The organism is Paenibacillus sp. FW507-14B1B, from assembly GCF_058781425.1.
On sequence record NZ_JBYSWS010000001.1, the window covers coordinates 728,009 to 746,872 of the forward strand.

Annotated in this window: 19 protein-coding genes; 2 read left to right on the plus strand and 17 right to left on the minus strand. The window is 42.4% G+C overall.

Annotated elements, in window-relative coordinates; translation table 11 throughout:
• Positions 1–8 precede the first annotated feature (8 nt).
• From AC3WJJ_RS03210 to metH, 11 genes are all read right to left on the minus strand, one after another.
• Positions 9–1,094 (minus strand): SAF domain-containing protein, encoded by a 1,086-nt coding sequence (locus AC3WJJ_RS03210; RefSeq protein WP_492537956.1) that lies wholly within the window; start codon positions 1,092–1,094, stop codon positions 9–11.
• Positions 1,095–1,121: 27 nt separating this feature from the next.
• Positions 1,122–2,585 (minus strand): serine/threonine protein kinase, encoded by a 1,464-nt coding sequence (locus tag AC3WJJ_RS03215; RefSeq protein ID WP_492537958.1) that lies wholly within the window; start codon positions 2,583–2,585, stop codon positions 1,122–1,124.
• 172 nt (positions 2,586–2,757) lie between these two features.
• Positions 2,758–3,819, minus strand: coding sequence for a 23S rRNA (cytidine(2498)-2'-O)-methyltransferase RlmM (locus AC3WJJ_RS03220; RefSeq protein ID WP_492537960.1), 1,062 nt, complete (start codon positions 3,817–3,819; stop codon positions 2,758–2,760).
• A gap of 5 nt (positions 3,820–3,824) precedes the next feature.
• The gene (locus AC3WJJ_RS03225) at positions 3,825–4,598 is read right to left on the minus strand and encodes an ABC transporter ATP-binding protein (protein WP_492537962.1); all 774 of its coding nucleotides are present in this window, start codon (positions 4,596–4,598) and stop codon (positions 3,825–3,827) included.
• Positions 4,595–4,942, minus strand: coding sequence for a thioredoxin family protein (locus AC3WJJ_RS03230; RefSeq protein ID WP_492537964.1), 348 nt, complete (start codon positions 4,940–4,942; stop codon positions 4,595–4,597). The genes AC3WJJ_RS03225 and AC3WJJ_RS03230 overlap by 4 nt, the downstream gene beginning before the upstream one ends.
• A complete protein-coding gene (locus AC3WJJ_RS03235; protein WP_492537966.1) occupies positions 4,939–5,277 on the minus strand; it encodes a cyclic-phosphate processing receiver domain-containing protein in 339 nt (112 codons plus the stop codon). The genes AC3WJJ_RS03230 and AC3WJJ_RS03235 overlap by 4 nt, the downstream gene beginning before the upstream one ends.
• An 18-nt stretch (positions 5,278–5,295) precedes the next feature.
• Positions 5,296–6,144, minus strand: coding sequence for a deoxyribonuclease IV (locus tag AC3WJJ_RS03240; protein ID WP_492537968.1), 849 nt, complete (start codon positions 6,142–6,144; stop codon positions 5,296–5,298).
• Positions 6,134–6,952, minus strand: coding sequence for a bifunctional DNA-formamidopyrimidine glycosylase/DNA-(apurinic or apyrimidinic site) lyase (gene mutM, locus AC3WJJ_RS03245; protein WP_422661011.1), 819 nt, complete (start codon positions 6,950–6,952; stop codon positions 6,134–6,136). Before mutM ends, AC3WJJ_RS03240 begins: the two co-directional genes overlap by 11 nt.
• 51 nt (positions 6,953–7,003) lie before the next feature.
• On the minus strand, positions 7,004–7,795 hold the full coding sequence (locus tag AC3WJJ_RS03250; RefSeq protein WP_492537971.1) for a TIGR01457 family HAD-type hydrolase: 792 nt from the start codon (positions 7,793–7,795) through the stop codon (positions 7,004–7,006).
• A gap of 341 nt (positions 7,796–8,136) precedes the next feature.
• The gene (rnz, locus tag AC3WJJ_RS03255) at positions 8,137–9,060 is read right to left on the minus strand and encodes a ribonuclease Z (RefSeq protein ID WP_492537973.1); all 924 of its coding nucleotides are present in this window, start codon (positions 9,058–9,060) and stop codon (positions 8,137–8,139) included.
• Between the two features lie 93 nt (positions 9,061–9,153).
• Positions 9,154–12,594, minus strand: coding sequence for a methionine synthase (gene metH / locus AC3WJJ_RS03260; protein WP_492537975.1), 3,441 nt, complete (start codon positions 12,592–12,594; stop codon positions 9,154–9,156).
• A gap of 178 nt (positions 12,595–12,772) precedes the next feature.
• Between metH and AC3WJJ_RS03265 the strand changes: the two genes are divergently transcribed.
• Entirely contained in the window at positions 12,773–13,309 is a 537-nt protein-coding gene (locus tag AC3WJJ_RS03265) for an acireductone dioxygenase (RefSeq protein ID WP_492537976.1), read from the plus strand.
• A gap of 126 nt (positions 13,310–13,435) precedes the next feature.
• Here the strand turns inward: AC3WJJ_RS03265 and AC3WJJ_RS03270 are convergent, their stop codons facing one another.
• The 5 genes from AC3WJJ_RS03270 to AC3WJJ_RS03290 all read right to left on the minus strand — a co-directional run bounded on the left by AC3WJJ_RS03270 (position 13,436) and on the right by AC3WJJ_RS03290 (position 16,211).
• On the minus strand, positions 13,436–13,879 hold the full coding sequence (locus tag AC3WJJ_RS03270; RefSeq protein WP_492537978.1) for a FixH family protein: 444 nt from the start codon (positions 13,877–13,879) through the stop codon (positions 13,436–13,438).
• A 187-nt stretch (positions 13,880–14,066) separates the two neighbouring features.
• Entirely contained in the window at positions 14,067–14,858 is a 792-nt protein-coding gene (locus AC3WJJ_RS03275; RefSeq protein ID WP_492537980.1) for an HAD family hydrolase, read from the minus strand.
• Between the two features lie 48 nt (positions 14,859–14,906).
• A complete protein-coding gene (locus tag AC3WJJ_RS03280; RefSeq protein WP_492537982.1) occupies positions 14,907–15,425 on the minus strand; it encodes a hypothetical protein in 519 nt (172 codons plus the stop codon).
• Between the two features lie 65 nt (positions 15,426–15,490).
• Positions 15,491–15,691, minus strand: coding sequence for a DUF896 domain-containing protein (locus AC3WJJ_RS03285; RefSeq protein ID WP_492539568.1), 201 nt, complete (start codon positions 15,689–15,691; stop codon positions 15,491–15,493).
• A gap of 157 nt (positions 15,692–15,848) precedes the next feature.
• Positions 15,849–16,211: a LysM peptidoglycan-binding domain-containing protein gene (locus tag AC3WJJ_RS03290; RefSeq protein WP_422661003.1), complete on the minus strand. Its 363-nt coding sequence runs from the start codon at positions 16,209–16,211 to the stop codon at positions 15,849–15,851.
• 175 nt (positions 16,212–16,386) lie between these two features.
• Here AC3WJJ_RS03290 and lexA point away from each other — a divergent pair, with 175 nt between their 5' ends.
• A complete protein-coding gene (lexA, locus tag AC3WJJ_RS03295; RefSeq protein WP_208914253.1) occupies positions 16,387–17,013 on the plus strand; it encodes a transcriptional repressor LexA in 627 nt (208 codons plus the stop codon).
• Between the two features lie 511 nt (positions 17,014–17,524).
• Here the strand turns inward: lexA and glnA are convergent.
• Positions 17,525–18,853: a type I glutamate--ammonia ligase gene (gene glnA, locus AC3WJJ_RS03300; RefSeq protein WP_492537984.1), complete on the minus strand. Its 1,329-nt coding sequence runs from the start codon at positions 18,851–18,853 to the stop codon at positions 17,525–17,527.
• Between the last annotated feature and the right edge of the window lie 11 nt (positions 18,854–18,864).

An 18,864-nucleotide genomic window follows, 5' to 3' on the forward strand; every position in this document is an offset into this window, starting at 1 on the left:
TTCAGTAATTATGGACTTGTAAAAATCGTCTCCATATCTCTGTCTTCGTCCCTATCGTTATCCTCCTTATTACTTTGTCCACCTAGAATGTCGTTTGCCTCAGTCATCCTGTCCTTCTTCTCCTCTAATTCCACCTCATCTTGAGGCATGACTGAAGATGATTGATCTGGAATAAATTCCTTGTTATCCACAATAGAGTTCCCTGAAGTCCAGCTGTCATAGGTTTGGGATCCCTGGTCGAAAATGTACTCACTTTCATTTGCTGCATGCTTTTGATCAACTTGCTTTATTTTGCTCAAATCCTGATCTAGAGCAGACCGAACAGAGGATTCTAGCTGCTTTTCGGCTTTTTTTACAATGTTAGGATTGCTCTTGATTAACTTAATAACCTCCTGATTCGGAGGGTAATTCGGTACAGCCTTATCTTGCATCTCTGGTTCCACATATGTAAGGGCATAGAGTGAAGCTTTATGAATATAGGCATCGACTATGACACTTGAAAATAGCAAAATTTCTTGTTCACTCAGTGTCGTCCAAAAGGCTGGACTTGAGAGCTTATCAATTCGCTTCTTAGACAGAACGATGTAATCCTGACCCGTAGGAAATTGAATACGAATGTCTACAACATCTTGCTGTTTCAAGTTACTTGGTAAATATATAGATTTCATTTCCCTATTCCGCAGATCTTTTGGTGTGGCTTCTTCGGAGAAGAGCATGCCTAAAGTGATGGGCGTACCTTTCCTCAGTTCAATCTTCGTACCTTTCCCTGTAACTTCTTCTTTATAAACAGGGAGATTATCAGGAGAGGCATCTAAAGGAAGACGAATTTCACGCAAGTCTCCGCTATTAATAAATTGTCCTGCTGGAATATCCTTTAGAGGAACCCAAGCTGTTCTCATAGATTTCATATCATCTAGCTGTGATGCCTCTAACAATTGAATTCTCTGCTGAAATTTATCTTTTTCCTCTGCATGACGGTTGGCACTATCATTCTGTATGAAATAAAAACCTCCTGCCAAAATCACGCTCATACATCCGGCTCCGACGAACCCGGCATACAGCAGTTTCTTGCTGCGCTGCCTTATAATTGGCATCTACATATACTCCTTTCAAAACATCGTTTAGCCCCAAGCAAAGCGAAATCTTCTCTTGCGTTCTTTGGGTTTAATAATCCACTCATATATGTGCTCTATTGCTTTTTCCGTTTCCTCTAAATAGGAAAAAGGATCGGTATGAAGGGGTAGAGCAAGAACTTTATTACTTCCTAGTAATCTGCGAAGCTGTTGAATGCTTTTGGCTGAGGCAAGTGGTAATGCATAAACGCGCTTAGCATGTTCATGTCGTGCCAACATCCGTACTAGTGTCAATACATCCTGCTGACGCCATTCGGCTGCTGAACCTATGATAATTGGTATATCTGCTCGTATGAATTCTTCCAGACGTTCGTTATCCCGATAAGCACCTAAATCCAGCACTACCGCATCGTATCCTCCTGCAAGAAGAGATATCACATCTCCTCTTGCTGTCTGCCGCCAGAAATCAATGCTATTAATCGTAAATTTACGGACAGATCCTGGTGGTGAGCCTTCTGCAATTTCTTGTATCCTTGTGAACGCCTGAAGATCTGTGCCCATTTCAATAATAGCTACCTTATTGTATTTACGAGCCAAAAAATGCCCGATTGTAATACTGCTGTGTGTCGTTCCAATTCCAGGTGAGGTGCCTAGTACCGCGGTAACCAGTGTCCCTGCTATGCTCTGTGTCCGGCTTGCTAGCCCACGATCTGAAATAAGACTAGAAGCAAGACACTGCCTGACTTCATGAACCGATTGAAAACGTTGATTCGGATCATATTGAAGGAGCTTCTTGATAACAGGTGGTAGCATTTTCGATATATCTCCACGAATATGCTGTTCCACACCTGCGAACCATTCACTGTACTTCCCACCCGTTATCAGATAAAGAAGAAGGGCCCCTAATCCATATAGATCTGATCTAGCATCACTTTGACCACCTCCATACTGCTCAGGTGCTGCAAAACCGACCGTCCCGAGCTTAACAGTATCCTCACTCCGTTCCTGCTTATAACAACGGGCAATGCCGAAATCAATCAATCGTACTTCCATTTCTTCGGTCAACATAATGTTAGAAGGCTTAAGATCTCTGAATACGACGGGAGGTTCGTGGGTATGAAGATATTCAAGAACTTCTAATAATTGATGCGTCAGTTGGAGAATAAAATCAGCGCTCAAGTGCCCGCGATATTGTCGACAATACTTATCTAATGTCATGCCCTGGATATAATCCATAACCATATAGGTGTATCCAGCCTCGTCAGGTTGAAAAAAATCAATAATTCGCGGCAAACGAGCATGATTAAGAGTTATCAGTAACTCCGCCTCAGCTTGAACGGTTTGGAACATTCCAGATTGAGTCACACTTTCTTTAATCGCCCATTTCTTACCAGGAAGCTTCATATCCTCCGCCAGATACACACAGCTCATACCGCCTTCACCAAGTTTACGATCAATTCGATAACGACCTCCGAGCATCATTCCTCGTTCAAGTTTCGAAGCATGATTCATACGATCACCTCATTTCTACTACAACAGCTGCAAAAAAAAGAAAGCATCCCGCTGGATCATTCACGGTAAACCGTGCTTGATCTTGCGGGATGCTTTCCCTTCACTTGCCTTTGGTTAATTTTGGAATCATTATAGACCGAATCTATGCTTCTTGTAAAGAGATTTTTAGTTTCTAATACTTAATCATATATAGAGTTATTTCATCTCTATTATGAAATAGCTGTTTTGCACCCTGAATTTGCATTCTAGAATCTTCAAATATATCCATGATCTCATGAATCAAAGCCATCGGTTTCTTGGTCAAGAGCTTAACAGTGACTACTGCCGTACCACCAGAAGCTAATGAGTAAAGCAAGTCTGTAACCATTCGAGCCATCAATTTAGGACTCCAACTCATATCACACACTAATAAATCAAACTGTGCTTCCTTAAATTTTACATCAGAAGCATTCTTGTTCACAATTCTAAGGTTAGGATGATCCAACAAAGATTCGTGCATTTTTGCCGGATCGACCGCAGTGACTTTAAGCCCTCTTTCAAGCAAGAAACTACTCCATCCACCAGGCGCAGCACCAATGTCTAGCGCGTTTCGGAAAGAGGTGAACGGGATGCCGAACTCCTTCTCTGCTTCAAGCAATTTGAATTTAGCACGGGATATTTGACCTTCCTCACGCTGAAACCGAATTGCACCACCATTCCAGTCTGATAAGTTGCTTTCAGGTCGTGATACACCTAGATACCAAGTCGTTTTGGCTACAAATAAGGATATCACCCATTCCGGATTTAAAACTGTAAATTCAGCTTCTAGTGGTGCTAATTCTTCCTGAAGCTTATCACGTAGACTCCCCGGGCTTTCCGTCCATGTGCTCCCGTCTGCTTTTCTGACTTGCACGGAAACACGACTACCCTCTATATAATCTCGCTTTAGCAGATAAGCGACTACTTGCTCAAAAGCGAGTTCCTTGTCTTCCCCTGGAATTTCCATAAGCACAGGAAACATATGACGCAGAAACACTGGAGATTTTTCCGTGATGCGTTCTACAGCATCTTGGATTGTCGCTCCTAATGTAACAACAAATACCTCTCCAGGAATGAGCATTGTACTCTTTAAACTGCCAAAAAGACGACGTAATTCTTCCTGCGCATATGGAGCAAATCCATGATTTGCTGTGCATATTATTTTTGCTGAATATTGATCATTATCTTGCTTTTGACTTGCGTTGTGTTCAACCAAATGGATTACCCTCCAGAAATTACTTTGATCCAAGGACGTCCTCTGTCCCATTCCAGATCAACATTAATATCATAAGTTTGTTTTATAAGTTCTTTATTAAGGACCTCTTCTTTACGTCCTGATCCTGCTAATTGGCCATCTTTTATTAATGCAACATGCGTAAAAAGAGGAACAATTTCTTCAATATGATGAGTTACATAGACTACGGCTATATCCCGCTTTCTTAACCGATCGATCTCCAAGAGCATTTTCTCACGCTCATACAGATCAAGTCCGGCACAAGGCTCATCAAGTATAAGTAATTTAGGGGATGCCATCAGAGATCTTGCAAGCATAACTTTCTTGCGCTCCCCTTGTGATAAGGTTCCAAGCGGATGATCAGCCAAATGGCTAAAATTCATTTCTTCTAGCATCGCTAAGGCTTGTTCTTTTATATCTACAGGTATTGTCTGATAAAAACGTAGAAAAGCAAATGCTCCCGTAGCAACGACTTCCCAGACGGGATCACTGAGTGATAATTTCTCCATCAGAGATTGACTAATATAACCTATATCTTTACGAACTTCGCGTACATCGCATCGTCCATAGACATTGCCTAGAACTTCAACTCTTCCTTCACTTGGGAACATATAGCCTGTCATCATTTCCAAAAGTGTCGTTTTCCCAGATCCGTTCCTTCCGAGGATAACCCAGTTCTCACCAGGCCCCATTTCAAGCGATACGTCTTTCAGGATTTGTTGTTCTCCTCTTCTGAGGCAAACATTTTGCATCGAAATCACTGAATCACATCCCTGATAAAATTTAATGTATCCTGCACCGATCCCATACGGTAAAGTACTCGAGGAGGCTCGCCCGCCTTGCCCGACATAGCTAAAAGTGCAGGAACACTCCGGATTTGATACCGCTGAACGACAGTTGGACAAAAATTCACATCTGCCTCAAGTAAAACACCTTCAGGTATTAATTGCTCCGTAACATCCAACATTTTTCTAGCGGCACCACAGGTGCCACATAGTGGAGTATACAGAAACACGACCAAGGGGGAAGTTTGTTTATCTCGCTGAGCTAAACGCTGTTGCCAATCTAGGCGTTCGATTAGTTCACGCTCAGTTACAGTTATCATATTGAACCTGATGCTACCTTCCTTAAAATCTCATCAGGCATAGGACCGTTATGAACACGAACATCGGCAGGCATGTGTTCGTATAACATCTCATACATCTTTCTGCGCCCCCATGGACTTGACGTATGCAGATAAATTTGACGAGGATAAAGCTTTTCAACCACCATAGCCGCTACAATATCCCCACCATTCATCTGGTCTGGACCTAGCTCATAATCAAGTGAAAGAATATCCACTTCGCATTCTCGAAGCATCATTAGACACTCTTCCCCATTGCGAGCTAGTGCAAAGCCTTTGGGGCATGAGCGCCAATCATCTAAATATAGATGAATCATGTTATGTCCCCTCCTTATTCAAGACCAGGACAACACTTCAGCAATATCTTCCCGGTGTGTCCCATCTTCTCCCTTTTCACTTTCCAGTACAAAGGCTTTCCCGTTTAGTTCCGGTGATAGTGCCAGAGCTTTAAGTGCATTGGTACCTATCATACCCTGACCAACGCGTGCATGACGATCTTTTCTTGATCCCGAACCATATTTCGAATCATTGAGATGGACTGCCACTAAATTATCCCAATACCCTAGAGCTGTACCTTTTTCAAGCAGATCATCTGTATGATGAATATCCCACTGGCCGGCTGCGAATAAATGACACGTATCCAAGCAAAATCCGATTTTTCCAGGCTGGTTGGCAAGCTCCCTTACCTTTACCAATTCCTCCAACGTCATACCCATATCACCGTGGTCTCCTGCTTGGTTCTCGATCAATAGCTTGGCTTGTCCATGCCATGCAGAGAGCACATCATTCATGCATTGTATAATATTCTGATAACCCTTTAGAACATGTTCGCCTTTTAGATGTCCAAAATGAACAACAATACCAAGTGAACCACATGCTTCTGCAATGATTAGATCATTTAGCAAAGATTCAACCGTTAACTTGTAATGATCTTCTCCTCTAGAAAGGCCGATAGCCATATTCGTGGGATAAGGAGTATGTGCAATCGAAGCCAGATCGTGTTCTTCACAATAAGCTGCACAAGCTCTGGCATCCCGTAAATCAGGCGTTTTTATATGTAAACTACGCGGGTTTTTCGGGAAATACTGAAATGCCCTAGCTCCGGTTCCTTCACTCATTCGAGCCGCTCCGATAAAGCCACCTCTTGTACTAACATGACTTCCTATGCGGATCTTATTGCTCATGCTGACATGTCGGACAGTAAAACACTTTGCGCCCAGTTTGTTCCACTTTGACAATCTCAGTACCGCAACGAACGCATGGCTCACCTTCACGGTCATATACTTTACATTGTTCATTGTATTGACCTGTTAAGTGATCATCTTCTGTAAATGGCATTTCTATATAACCCCCGCCATCCGTTGCTTCACGAAGTACTTTTTGTATGCTCTCAAAGAGCTGCTCCAGCGTTTCCTCATTCATATTTTGAATTTTAGCTGCTGGATGAATTTTCGCATCAAAAGCGATCTCATCAGCATAACAGTTCCCTATACCGGCGAACGCATGCTGATTAACGAGTAAGCTTTTAAGTGCGCCTCGACGTTTCATCATGAGACTTACAAAACGTTCTTTTGTCATCCTCCGGTCAAGTAGTTCGGGCCCAAGTTGGCTCAGAACCTCCTCCGCCTCCTTAGCAGATATCATATGTAGATACCCTAGACGAAGACCTATAAAATAGAGTACTTTATCACCAAATTCAATTTCTATCTGTGTTGACCTAGATGGACGTTCTTCACTTCCCCGTGTCATGTATAATAATCCGCCAAGCATGAGATGTAGTAGCAGACGTCGCCCATCGTTCAGATGAAAGATCAGGTGTTTCCCTCTTCTTTCCACAAATATTACTTTTGATCCAATTAGGTTGGATACAAATTCAGCAGAAGGAACATTGATTGATTTTTCCCGATTAACAATAACTTTGCTTATCGGTCTATTTAGAATACTGGCAGACAGCATTCTTCGATAGTTCTCCATCTCTGGAAGTTCCGGCATGATTCATCTACCCCTTCGTGACGTGCATGTTAAGTTGTGGTGATTGTGTATTTAGTCAGTACATAGCAGATCAGTTGCTTCGGATAAATCTTGACAAATATAATCCGGACGAACACCTGCAGCAGTCATATGGGATTCCATATTTTCTGAGGTTGTAATGCCGGTCATCACTAACACCGTCCTACAACCAGCATTAGCTCCCGCAGCAATATCCGTTCTCATATTATCGCCGACAACGGCGGTCTCTGCTGGAGACAATCCCAAGCGGTCAGTAGCGTATTTCATAAGAATTGAAGAAGGCTTCCCGATAACTACCGGCTTGACACCAGAAGCTGCTTCAATTGCGGCACCCAGAGAACCTGCCCCCGGTGTTAATCCAGTATCCGAAGGTAAAAGCAAATCTGGATTCGTCAAAACGGAAATAGCTCCTCCTTGGATCCATTGTACAGCCTTAGCCAGCGATGAATAACTAAAAGAGCGATCTATTCCCTGAACCACATAATGCGGTTGCTCTTCCGTAACCTCTAAACCAGCATCCTTAAGTGCTTGACGAAGCCCCTCTTCTCCCAGAATCGCCACTTTTGCGCCCGGAGATTCATGTGCAATATAACTTGCAGCTGCAAGTGATGATGTACACACCTCTTCGGGTGAAGCTGGAATTCCCATTCCTATAAGATGTGCAGCAACCTGCTCCGGTGTGCGAGAGGAGTTGTTAGTCACAAACAAATAAGGAATATTCTTCTCGCGGAGCTTGCCGATGAGAGCATCCGCCCCATCAATCATGTTCTTCCCATGATAAAGTGTTCCATCAAGATCAATAAGCAGTCCTTTTACTTGTTCCATAAATAACACCTTCTTCAGTCGTCTTTATTCATTGTATTAATCATTAATATCATAAACAAGCTGAATATAGCTCACAAAGTAAGTCTTGTAATTCATGTATTGAGCACCATATTAGTTCGTTACAATTCTTAGTTACACACAATATCTTTATTGTAAGAGATGGCACCTTAGCCTGCAACCATAGCAGGATAAAGAACGTCATGACTATACTGAAGTCCAGCTTAACCTCATAAACGACATCCATGCAGGTCGAATCCAATCGAAGGTTGTCCAAGTCGTGTGACTAGCACTAACCCTTGTCACATCCTGCGCTTTCCCGGAAAATAATTCGTAGTATTCCCTTATCTCTGAACAGAATAAAGCCCGAAATCCTCCGCTAATTTCGTGTTCTCGAATACCTGTCGTGCCTCTTCTAACAATGGTTGTAAATGTTCAATATCTTTATATCTGGAACTGAAATGCGTAAGCATTAATTGTTTCACACCCGCTTCCAATGCAGCTTGTGCTGCCTGAAGCGCTGTACTATGGTAATATTCACGTGCTGTGTCCTCCAGCTCATGCATAAACGTTGCTTCATGAACCAATAGGTCTGCATCTTTTGCAAGTGGCACAATATTAGCGCAAGGTCTTGTATCGCCAAGAATAGTAACAATACGCCCCTTTTTCGGAGCAAGTAAAACGTCTACTGCATGAATAGTCTTCCCATCCGGCGTCTCTACACTTTCACCGCGCTTTAGTCGACCATACATCGGCCCAGGCTTTAGACCATAGGATTCCAATCTCTGCAAATCCAAATTACCAGGACGATCCTTCTCAATAATTCGGTACCCATAGCTTTCCACTCTATGCTCCAGTAATGCAGCTTCTACACAGAATCCATCATCATCGAATAGAATACCGCCACTGTGTTCTACAATCTCTAGAGGATAGTTCACGCGTGACTGGCTAAGTTCGAGTGATGTTTCGATATACGCTTTTATTCCCTTTGGGCCATATACCGTGATAGGAGATGTAGCACCTTGGGCTCCACGACTTGATAAAAGACCAGGTAAGCCAAAAATGTGATCACCATGGAGATGTGTAATAAATATTTTCTCAAGCCGAGTCATTTTCAATGGCGAACGAAGTATTTGATGCTGTGTACCTTCCCCACAATCGAATAACCACATGCTGCGACGTTCCTCTAGTAATCGCAGTGCGATTGAGGTAACATTTCTCTGCAGTGTAGGAACCCCTGCATTTGTCCCTAAAAAATAGAGTTCCATACTCTTCTCCCCTTCCATGTGTGTAAACCGGAGAAATCCCCCGAAAATTTCGGAGGATTTCATCGTTTCTACATCCACATCTAAAATTTATACTTAAGCTTTATCCACATTAAAATATTTAGCCTCAGGATGGCTAAACACCATCGCTGAAACGGAAGCTTCAGGTTCCATCATAAAACCTTCGGTAAGATTCACACCCATATCCTCAGGCTTCATTAGTTGGAATAATGGTCCCTGATCCTCTAGATCTGGACATGCCGGATAACCAAATGACACTCTTATTCCTTGATACCTTGCTCCGAGACGTCTCTTCATTGTCATATCTTCTGGATCTGGGAATCCCCAAGAATCTCGCATCATATGGTGAACTCGTTCAGCAAGTGCCTCTGCGGTTTCGAGTGCAACAGACTGCAGCGCATGAGAACGAAGATAATCACCTTTGTCTTTCCATTCAGAGGAAAGCTGACCCACACCATGTCCAGCTGTAACGACTAAGAACCCTACATAGTCCATTACACCACTATCAACGGATCGTAAGAAATCCGATAGACACAGGTAAGGTTCTACATTCTGTCTTGGGAAGCTAAAACGGTGAAGAACCGTCTTTTTATCTTCTGGGTCATAAATCACAATATCATTTCCCTCCGACTGAGCCGGAAAGAAGCGGTACATTGCATGAGCTTGTATAATACCATTTTGTATTGCTTCTTGTAATATACCATCTACTGTAGCCTTAAGGGAAACTGCTTTTGGATCCTGTGCCTGCAATAACTGTTCTACAGAACCGCGAAGACCCAGATGATGTCCAAGAAGCATTTGCATATTTATATAAGGAAGAATGTGCGATATCGGATAATTTCTTATGATGTGTCGCTCCATGTCTGGCGGTATATAGACAGGTGCTTCAGAAGAGATTTTCGAACGTTTCACTCTTGTCTGTTCAGGCAGTCTCTTCTCCACTTGTTTTTCTGTCGTATCTTCTTCTCTTTCCGCCTTCACATTGTCTTCAATTTCCTTACGCTGTACGGGATCACTAAGCTTGTTAGCAATATCTAAACCATCCATGGCATCTTTTGCATACAACACCATGCCTTCATACTCTGGTCTTATTCGGGTTCTCGTAAATTTACGAGTAAGCGCTGCACCTCCCACCATGATAGGAACATCGATACCCGCTGTTTTCAAATCCTGTGCGGTTAGAACCATCTGTTGAGCTGATTTTACCAATAAACCTGATAGACCTATAGCATCTGGCTTTTCACGGCGATAGGCTTCGATAATTTGCTCCGGTGGTACTTTTATACCCAAGTTAATGATTTCATAACCATTGTTAGAGAGGATGATTTCAACCAAGTTTTTACCGATATCATGTACGTCACCTTTTACAGTTGCAAGCATAATCTTGCCCTTAACCGATGTTTCATCTTTCTCCATAAACTGTTCAAGATGAGCAACTGATGCTTTCATGACTTCAGCACTTTGAAGAACTTCTGCAACAATTAACTCATTGTTGTTAAATAAACGGCCAACTTCTGTCATACCTGCCATAAGCGGCCCGTTTATAATTTCGAGAGCACCATATTTTTTTAAGGCTTCATCCAAATCAGGAATTAGACCTTCCTTTGTTCCCTCAACTACATAAGTCGCTAGTCTTTCTTCTAGACTTAAATTCGATATTTTCTCTTTCTTCTCAACCTTTTTATTCCGGAAAGCAGCTACGAAAGTTGCAAGAGTCTCATCATTCGTACGATAGATCAAATCTTCTGACAATCGACGTTCTTCTTCCGGAATGGAAGCATAGCGTTCAAGTTTCTCTGTATTCACAATAGCATAATCAAGACCTGCTTTAGTACATTCATACAAAAACACGGAGTTCAGCACTTCTCTTCCGGCCTCAGGAAGACCGAAGGAGACATTACTAATACCTAGAATCGTATGACATTCAGGCATGGCCTCTTTAATGAGTCGAATACCCTCGATTGTTTCTTGCGCAGAACCAATATACTGCTCGTCACCCGTCCCTACGGGAAACACCAAGGTATCAAAAATAATATCTTCCGATTTAATACCATACTTGTTCACTAACAAGTCATATGAGCGACGTGCTACATTCAATTTATCGTGACGATTAATTGCTTGCCCACTCTCATCAATCGTTCCTACAACAACCGCAGCTCCATACTTATGAACAAGTGGAGTAACCTTCTCAAACTTCTCTTCCCCATCTTCAAGGTTAATAGAGTTAATTATCGCCTTACCTTGCGAATAGCTAAGTGCGAGATCAATAACCTCTGGGTCTGTCGTGTCCACCATAAGTGGAACCTTCACCTTTTTGCCAACGAGCTCCAGAAACTTAATCATATCTTCTTTCTCTTCACGATCCGGATCCTGTACACAAATATCGATAACATGTGCGCCATTCTTCACTTGTGCACGAGCAATTTCAGATGCTTCTTCGTACTTGCCCTCTACGATGAGGCGTTTAAACTTTCGGGATCCGAGAACGTTTGTTCGCTCGCCGACCATGTACGGTCTGTTATCTTGTTCAATATATACCGGATCAATTCCTGAAAGTGCTGGCAAATGTGAACCGTCGAGTTGACGTGGTGGATATTGGCTCATAACATCACATAAAGCACGAATATGCTCAGGAGTAGTACCGCAGCATCCACCCGCAATGTTTAGCCAACCCTTCTCAGCAAAAGCGCCCATTTTTTGAGCAAGGGATTCCGGAGATTCATGGTAATGACCATTCTCATCTGGTAGCCCAGCATTCGGGTAACAGCTTATTGCTGATTTAGCCATGTCCGAAAGAGAACGAATGTGATCTCTCATAAATTCTGGGCCTGTGGCACAGTTCAGTCCAATCGATATCGGTTCAATATGTTCTAGTGATATGTAAAATGCTTCGATGTTCTGTCCGGCTAATGTAGTACCCATCGGTTCAATCGTGCCTGAAATCATAATAGGGAGCTTAACTCCCGTCTTATCGTAGGCTTGACGAATACCAATCGTACCGGCCTTCACATTAAGTGTATCTTGAGAAGTTTCAAGTAAGAGGGCATCTACGCCACCTTCAATTAAAGCTACAGCTTGTTCCTCATAACTATCTATTAACTCTTGGAATGTAACACCACCTGTAACCGACAGCGTTTTCGTTGTTGGTCCCATGGCTCCGACTACATATCGCGGTTTCTCGGGTGTTGAATATTTCGCAACAGCGGCAAGTGCCAGACGAGCTGCTTCCAAATTGATCTCACGTGCAAGCTCTGGTACATCGTACTCGGCAAGTACAACGGAGGTTGCACCAAAAGTGTTGGTCTCAATTAAATCCGCACCAGCGGCTAAATATTGTTCGTGAATGGATTGTATGACATCAGGGCGCTTCAGCACCAACATTTCATTACATCCATCCAATTCCTCTCCACCAAAATCCTCTGCTGAAAGATCCTCTTGTTGAATCATGGTCCCCATTGCACCATCAAGGATTAATATTCGTTCTTTAAGTACTTCCTGTAAGCTTGGTTTGCTCAATGTGTACCCCTCCCGGCAAAACGTTAGCTCTTAGTGTAACAGAATATATTTCAATAGAAAAGAACGAGATCTGAGGAAATGTGCGCTATTTCAGCTTCAAATGATAATTTTCTGGTGACAAATAAGAGCGGCAACGATATAATACTTATTAATCCAAGTGGAGAAAGAGGGATAGAAAATGGCAGAAATCGTTATTCGTAACACGAACGAGCGGATTACTGGAGTCGATAATGTTCGGAATTTTTTGAACAAACAAGAAGTTATTTATGAGCACTGGAACATTGAAAAGCTTCCTGAGGAGCTGCAAACGAACTTCGCCTTGACCGATGAAGAGAAGAAACGTATTCTCGATATTTATGATGAAGAAATCCGTGACCTGGCTTCCCGCCGTGGATATAAAATTTGGGATGTGATCACTCTTTCTGAGTCGACTCCTAATCTGGAAGATCTATTGAAAAAGTTTGAGGAAGTACACACACATACAGAAGATGAAATCCGTGCAATTGTGGGTGGTAAAGGTATCTTTATAATTAAAGGAACTGACGACGTAGGTTACTTCAATGTTGAACTTGAACCCGGTGATGTGATTTCTGTACCCGAAAACACACCCCACTTTTTCACATTGATGGATAATCGTCAAATTATTGCAGTTCGCCTCTTTATTGAAGAGAACGGCTGGATCGCTGAACCTGTAGCTGATCCTGGATTATATTAAGCATTCATGTATTGATCTAATTTATTCGATAGTCAAACAGCAGCCTTGGACATCCGGTGGATGGTTGGGCTGCTGTTTTTTTATTACAATCAATACACATCTACGCTCCATTAATAGCCTATGTTGTTATTCGGTTACCGTTAGCTCTTTCAAAGGCATGGAATGCTGGCCACGAGCAGTCACATGTGAAATAATCCGATATGTTCCTGGTTCATTGAATGACTTATTTAGCTCGTAACTACCGTTCTCAACATGCTTTACGGGGACTGTGACCTTCATGCCCCCTCCTTCACGAGTGATTTCGAATTCTACTTTGCTGGCATCTTCAACAGGCTCACCAGATTGTGTAACCTTTGCTTGAATGAGTACTTTCTCTCCTACTGAAACCTTCTCGGCATTCAACGTAAGATCGACAAGGATTGGATCCATCATAACCAATTCTTCACTTTTATCCGCTTTACTCTCACTACAAGCTGCCAAGGCAATTGCCATTAAGACCATAACAGAAATCAGAGCGTACTTTTTCTTAATCAAGCTAACACCTACTTTGGAGTCATAAATTTTATCCATTTCTTAATTCAATTAATCCATAATTGTTCCATCATTATACAGCAATCTGGATTATCTTGTATGATCTATCGCTTACAATTGTGTGACGTTTCTCATACATTCATAAAAAAACACAACAAAAAACCGTCTGATCACTTATCCAAGTGAGTCAGACGGCAATTCTTATTATTTTAATTCACCATATAAATTACAAAGAAGATAAAATAGCATGAAGCTCATTCAAATTCTGAATTTCATAAGCCGGTACGATTTCTGGATCTTTCTCACGATCCGTACGATTAATCCATACCGTCGTCAGTCCTGCAGCATTGCCGCCCTTAATGTCAGTGGTCAACTTATCTCCAACCATGACAGCATTTTCAGGCTGGATACCGAGAAGATCCAGTGCATGAGTAAAGATGGATACATCCGGCTTCCCTTTACCAAAGCTCCCTGAAATGACAATATGATCAAAATAAGGAGCCAAATCCGGAACTCCGTCCAGCTTCTCTTGTTGAAGATCAGGACTACCATTCGTTAGAAGGAGAAGCTTTACTTTCCCCTGGAGCTTCTTCAGAACATCAAAGGTCTCCTCATAAACATATGGCCGCTCTCTGCGTTCTTTCCCGAATTTTTCAGCAAGATCCCCTGCTAATTCTTCGTTATCTATCCCTAGAGATTTTAACCCTCTGTTCCAGGATTCTTTGCGGTAAATCGGTGCGAGCTCCTGCAGACGGCGGAATTCCGGCTGATCTCCAGCCGTAAAATTAGCCCACAACCCTTCAAAAGGATTAATACCAATCATTTTGGTAAATGCAAAGGTGTCATATGTTTCATACAAAGATCTAGCTTCACTTCGAACAGCAGCAAGCAGAGCAGAGGCATCGATTCCAGTGCTCTCTGCTGCAGCTTGACAGGTTGCTTCAAATGCTTCCTCTACACTTCTTTCATCCCACAATAATGTATCATCCAAATCAAATAGTACCGCAGATACCGACATCTTCTCCCCATCTCCCTTTACATATCTCTTAGATGAACCAGGTAACTATTACTCATGCTCTACAGGAATATTATTTACTTTAGCGAACTCCTCAAGTCTTTCTCCCATCGCTTTGGTATCATAACGATTAATAAGACGTGAGAATACCCAGTTTCCTCCGCGAGCTTTGTTCTCGATGACTACAGATCCTTGCAAAATCTTAATTTTTGAAATTTCGGATGCTGACAATTTACGTTCACGGTTAAATTTAAATGTAGAAAGCGTGCTACGTCCAACTTTCAAAAATGGTTTCCGCAAAAAAATCATCAATGCGAGAAGTAAGTATAAACTTACGCCAATCCAGTTCAAGACTGTATTACCTGCTTCAGCAGTTACTATGCCAAGTAGTCCATAAAGAACTGCTAATGCAACAAGAACGATAGGCAGCACAAATTTGCGCCCTTTAAATACATCCCCATCACTCGCTCCTGTTGTCGTGGTCCCCAACATGGATTGGCCTTGTTTCTTACGTTGTTTGTTAAGCTGAGACATATTCTTGCTGACTTTTCTTTCCCATGATCGAGACATAGGTCTCCTCCTCTTCGCTTACATCTATAATGAAAAGATTACTCGAGCAGACGCCCGGTCACGACTTAATGTTTAAGTCCAGATCCGTCTTTCTCTTCATCTACCCATTCGATCGAATCCAACTGCTGTCGGAAGTTTCTCCGAATATTATTAAGATAGACTTCACGAAGCTCGGAACGTTCTTTATGTTCCTCCTCCGTCAACCCTTCATTTTTGTGTTTTCTAGCCAGAACATTAATACGTTCTACCAATGCATCGATATCCATTCCTTCGCCCCCAATAAAAAATTCACTTTTAACTTTGACATGTGAAAAAGAGCTTGTCAAGGAAGCCTCTCCTTATCAAGCTCGTACATGCGCGCTCTTCTATTATTATACCATTATCTTTATAGATATTGAATCCAGCATTGTCCTATCAGTAGGTTCACCATAGAGGTAGAGAGAGTACATCTCCGGCTTGAATATCTGGTCCATTCAGCCCATTAATTTCTCGTATAGAGCTTATATATACTCTTGTGTCCATCTCTTTAGGCTTATGGGTTGCTGCAATCCCCCAGAGCGAGTCACCAGGCTGGACGATTACATTCTTCTCAGCTACTGGCTTGTCCAATCCTCCAGCAAATACGGAAATGGCTCCTGTCCATCCTGATACAAATATAAGAATAACTAATGTGAGCTTACCGATACGAGTCTTCATAAAATCTATGGTCCGATCCCAAAATGTAATCTCATTAAGTTCTTCTTGATATTGACCTTCATAAATACTGCGGTATGTAGTAAATCTCATTTATCATCATCTCCCAAACAAGTGTTCTCTTATGTTTTTAATATAACACGAACACTTGTTTGTTTCAATACTTTTGCGAACGGTTGTTCTTAATTATTTTAGAACTTATGTTTGTACGAACGGAAGTTCTATGATATAATTTTCCCAAACGTTACTAAAATGGGGTTGATACGGAATGTCGAAGATATCCAGCCGCCAACAGGCGATTTTGGAGTTTATCCGCAACGAAGTTCGGAGTAAAGGCTATCCGCCTTCCGTACGAGAAATCGGTGAAGCTGTTGGACTTGCTTCCAGTTCAACAGTGCATGGTCATCTTGACCGTTTGGAGAAGAAGGGCTTAATCCGCCGTGACCCTACAAAACCGAGAGCTATTGAGTTGCTTGGTCAAGAAGAATCGGAGAATAGTAATCTATTTACCCACACGATCTCTAGAGTTCCTGTAGTTGGTAAAGTTACTGCCGGGGTTCCGATCACTGCAACAGAGAATATTGAAGACTACTTTCCACTACCACAGCATTTTGTTGGTGACAACAAGGTGTTCATGCTTACTGTTATGGGTGACAGTATGGTCGAAGCTGGGATTCATAATGGAGATTATGTAATCGTCCGTCAACAACAAACCGCCGACAATGGTGATATTGTTGTTGCTATGACTGAGGAAGATGAAGCCACTGTGAAAACTTTTTATAAAGAGAAAGACCATATTCGTCTTCAGCCGGAGAATCCAACTTATGAGCCGTTACGCTTAAACCATGTTACGATTCTCGGCAAAGTTGTAGGTGTCTTTAGAGATATTCATTAAAGAGCTGAATAAGTACTTGAACATGAAAAGCTACCGCATTGTCTTTGTACAAGCGGTAGCTTTTTTCTGCATCTTGTGCTAATAAGAATAGCAGACCCAAGCAACTTGCCTGGGTCTGCTATTCTTATCTACGAAACTTAACGACGATGATGTTTACAGACAACAACTACTTTTTCACCAGGTTTCAGGACAATAACCTTTACTCTTCTACTTCTTCTTCCTATCATAGGATCACCTCCCGTTCATTCATAAATCTATTCTATTCAAACAGTGACTTCATAGTGTAGGTAATGAGGAGCCGATATTAGTCCTTTTTTAGAAGAATGATAGAAACATGATGTGAAAAACGCTCATATTTCTAAGAAAATCGAAAACGACAGCATTGAAAAATATGAAGCCTATACAAACTTTGGGGGTAATATGGGGGCAAAGACCTCAAATTAACCATTCCCCTCATAGTGCCCCCCAAAATAAAAACCCCTGGCGCTTAGAGCGCCAAGGGCTGAAGGTATTAGTACAAAGTCATGTATTGATCGCGTTCCCATTGGTGAACTTGTGTTCTATACATATCCCACTCAATTTCTTTCAACTCATAGAAGTGTGCCAAGGCATGGTCACCCAAAGCATCACAGATCACTTCACTGCGAAGCAGCTCGTTCAGTGCTTCCTTCAGGTTAGCTGGAAGGCTTGGAATACCTTCTTCAATGCGCTCTTCTTCCGTCATCACATAGATGTTACGGTCGATTGGAGCAGGCAATGGAAGCTTGCGCTTAATACCATCAAGACCTGCTTTAAGCATTACAGCCAAAGCCAAGTAAGGATTCGCTGCTGGATCCGGGTTACGAACTTCCACACGAGTACTAAGTCCACGGGAAGCTGGAATACGGATCATCGGGCTACGGTTACTAGCAGACCAAGCCACGTAACAAGGAGCTTCGTATCCTGGAACTAGACGTTTATAGGAGTTCACTGTCGGATTCGTGATAGCAGCATAAGCACGAGCATGCTTAAGCTCACCAGCCATAAAGTGACGTGCTGTTTCACTAAGGCCTGACGGATCACTCTCATCCACAAACATGTTCTCTTTACCGTTAAAGAGAGACATGTTGCAGTGCATACCGGAACCGTTCACCCCAAAGAGTGGTTTAGGCATAAATGTTGCAATCAGACCATGTTGACGTGCAATCGTCTTAACAACGAGTTTGAACGTTTGAATCTGGTCAGCTGCTTTAATAGCACTAGCATATTTAAAGTCAATCTCGTGTTGACCCGGAGCTACTTCGTGGTGGGATGCTTCAATTTCAAATCCCATTTCTTCTAGGGTCAGTACGATATCACGGCGGCAGTTCTCACCCAGATCGGTAGGAGCCAAGTCAAAGTATCCACCTTGGTCATTCAACTCCATTGTAGGGTTGCCTTTTTCATCTGTCTTGAACAAGAAGAATTCTGGTTCTGGTCCTACGTTCATAGAAGTAAAGCCCATTTCCTCTGCTTCTTTCAAGCTTCTCTTCAAAATACCACGCGGGTCCCCTGCAAACGGACTACCATCTGGCATGTAAACATCACAGATCAGTCGAGCTACACGGTCTTGTGATACCCATGGGAAGATAACCCAAGTATCAAGGTCCGGATAAAGATACATATCCGATTCTTCGATCCGTACATAGCCTTCGATAGAAGAGCCATCAAACATCATTTTGTTATCAAGAGCTTTAGGCAGTTGGCTTACTGGAATTTCAACGTTCTTAATCGTTCCTAGCAAATCGGTGAACTGCAAGCGGATAAACCTAACGTTTTCTTCTTTGGCAATGCGCAGAATGTCGTCTTTCGAGTAACTCATTCTATCCTCTC

Excerpts from the sequence above, each read along its gene's own strand:
- AC3WJJ_RS03210 (WP_492537956.1), bottom strand. The coding sequence starts at position 1,094 with ATGCCAATTATAAGGCAGCGCAGCAAGAAACTGCTGTATGCCGGGTTC.
- AC3WJJ_RS03215 (WP_492537958.1), bottom strand. The coding sequence starts at position 2,585 with ATGAATCATGCTTCGAAACTTGAACGAGGAATGATGCTCGGAGGTCGT.
- AC3WJJ_RS03230 (WP_492537964.1), bottom strand. The coding sequence starts at position 4,942 with ATGATAACTGTAACTGAGCGTGAACTAATCGAACGCCTAGATTGGCAA.
- AC3WJJ_RS03235 (WP_492537966.1), bottom strand. The coding sequence starts at position 5,277 with ATGATTCATCTATATTTAGATGATTGGCGCTCATGCCCCAAAGGCTTT.
- AC3WJJ_RS03240 (WP_492537968.1), bottom strand. The coding sequence starts at position 6,144 with ATGAGCAATAAGATCCGCATAGGAAGTCATGTTAGTACAAGAGGTGGC.
- mutM (WP_422661011.1), bottom strand. The coding sequence starts at position 6,952 with ATGCCGGAACTTCCAGAGATGGAGAACTATCGAAGAATGCTGTCTGCC.
- AC3WJJ_RS03250 (WP_492537971.1), bottom strand. The coding sequence starts at position 7,795 with ATGGAACAAGTAAAAGGACTGCTTATTGATCTTGATGGAACACTTTAT.
- rnz (WP_492537973.1), bottom strand. The coding sequence starts at position 9,060 with ATGGAACTCTATTTTTTAGGGACAAATGCAGGGGTTCCTACACTGCAG.
- AC3WJJ_RS03265 (WP_492537976.1), top strand. The coding sequence starts at position 12,773 with ATGGCAGAAATCGTTATTCGTAACACGAACGAGCGGATTACTGGAGTC.
- AC3WJJ_RS03270 (WP_492537978.1), bottom strand. The coding sequence starts at position 13,879 with ATGGATAAAATTTATGACTCCAAAGTAGGTGTTAGCTTGATTAAGAAA.
- AC3WJJ_RS03275 (WP_492537980.1), bottom strand. The coding sequence starts at position 14,858 with ATGTCGGTATCTGCGGTACTATTTGATTTGGATGATACATTATTGTGG.
- AC3WJJ_RS03280 (WP_492537982.1), bottom strand. The coding sequence starts at position 15,425 with ATGTCTCGATCATGGGAAAGAAAAGTCAGCAAGAATATGTCTCAGCTT.
- AC3WJJ_RS03285 (WP_492539568.1), bottom strand. The coding sequence starts at position 15,691 with ATGGATATCGATGCATTGGTAGAACGTATTAATGTTCTGGCTAGAAAA.
- AC3WJJ_RS03290 (WP_422661003.1), bottom strand. The coding sequence starts at position 16,211 with ATGAGATTTACTACATACCGCAGTATTTATGAAGGTCAATATCAAGAA.
- lexA (WP_208914253.1), top strand. The coding sequence starts at position 16,387 with ATGTCGAAGATATCCAGCCGCCAACAGGCGATTTTGGAGTTTATCCGC.
- glnA (WP_492537984.1), bottom strand. The coding sequence starts at position 18,853 with ATGAGTTACTCGAAAGACGACATTCTGCGCATTGCCAAAGAAGAAAAC.